At 51.0% G+C, this 1729-nt stretch carries 2 rRNA genes; both read right to left on the bottom strand.

Annotation, left to right across the window (positions count from 1 at the left end):
* Positions 1 to 1310: ribosomal RNA gene (locus HII30_RS21325) — 23S ribosomal RNA — on the bottom strand; the annotation flags it as partial.
* A 368-nt stretch (positions 1311 to 1678) separates the two neighbouring features.
* Positions 1679 to 1729, bottom strand: a 16S ribosomal RNA gene (locus HII30_RS21320); the annotation flags it as partial.

Raw genomic sequence — 1729 nt, 5'->3', positions numbered from 1 at the left:
TCAAGCCATAGCTTCGGTGGTGTGTTTAGCCCCGTTACATTTTCGGCGCAGAGTCACTCGACCAGTGAGCTATTACGCACTCTTTAAATGGTGGCTGCTTCTAAGCCAACATCCTGGTTGTCTGTGCAACTCCACATCCTTTCCCACTTAACACACACTTGGGGACCTTAGCTGATGGTCTGGGCTGTTTCCCTTTTGACAATGGATCTTAGCACTCACTGTCTGACTCCCGGATAATCAGTCTATGGCATTCGGAGTTTGACTGAGCTTGGTAACCCTTGCGGGCCCCGCACCCAATCAGTGCTCTACCTCCACGACTGTTCATTTCCGAGGCTAGCCCTAAAGCTATTTCGGGGAGAACCAGCTATCTCCGAGTTCGATTGGAATTTCTCCGCTACCCCCACCTCATCCCCGCACTTTTCAACGTACGTGGGTTCGGGCCTCCAGTGCGTGTTACCGCACCTTCACCCTGGACAGGGGTAGATCACACGGTTTCGGGTCTACGTCCACAAACTAAAATCGCCCTATTCAGACTCGCTTTCGCTGCGGCTACGGCTTCTCACCTTAACCTTGCTTGGGAACGTAACTCGCCGGTTCATTCTACAAAAGGCACGCCATCACCCTCGCTTTCGCTGCGGCTACGGCTTCTCACCTTAACCTTGCTTGGGAACGTAACTCGCCGGTTCATTCTACAAAAGGCACGCCATCACCCTTAAGAATCGGGCTCTGACTTCTTGTAAGCACACGGTTTCAGGTTCTATTTCACTCCCCTCCCGGGGTGCTTTTCACCTTTCCCTCACGGTACTGCTTCACTATCGGTCGCTAGGGAGTATTTAGCCTTACCAGATGGTCCTGGCAGATTCATACGGGGTTTCACGTGCCCCGCACTACTCGGGATCCGTCTCGGAGAGAATGTACTTTCAGCTACAGGGCTTTTACCTCTTCTAGCGGGCCTTTCCAGACCTCTTCGCCTAATACATTCCTTTGTAACTCCATGTGAGACGTCCCACAACCCCGAAGAGCAAGCTCTTCGGTTTAGGCTGTTCCGCGTTCGCTCGCCGCTACTGACGGAATCACTCTTGTTTTCTCTTCCTCAGGGTACTTAGATGTTTCAGTTCCCCTGGTATGCCTCTGCATAACCTATGTATTCAGTTATGAGTGACTGGCTATTACACCAGCCGGGTTTCCCCATTCGGACATCCCCGGATCAAAGCTTGCTTACAGCTCCCCGAGGCAGTTTCGTTGTTCGCCACGTCCTTCTTCGGCTCCTAGCGCCTAGGCATCCTCCGTGTGCTCTTAGTAGCTTAACCAACTTGCTCCGGTTTGCGGCTATTCGCTCTGTTGCTCGCCTGTTTCTTGATTGGATTGAACCAAAGGTGGAAACAGACTCACAAAGGATCTCATATCCTCAAACCCTCGCGCGCTACGTTTTTCTTGCTTCTTGGTCATATACATGACACAAGTCGTTTGAGAAGGATATTTCTAAAACGCAAATTCGTTTCGTTATCTAGTTTTCAAGGATCAAGCGCAGATCTTCTCTGCGTGTGAGAGTTGAACTCTCAAAACTGACCAACGAGTGAGTCGGTTGTTGCTTTGCTTACGCAAAGCTATATCCGGCGGCTTGCGCCGACCGAATGATATTTTGAATGTCCTCGTTGCAGAGGACGATTCTCCATAGAAAGGAGGTGATCCAGCCGCACCTTCCGATACGGCTACCTTGTTACGACTT

The sequence above is a fragment of the Paenibacillus lemnae genome, from assembly GCF_012933385.1.
GTDB lineage: Bacteria > Bacillota > Bacilli > Paenibacillales > Paenibacillaceae > Paenibacillus_AQ > Paenibacillus_AQ lemnae.
This window is presented reverse-complemented; position numbering and strand designations above follow the sequence as displayed.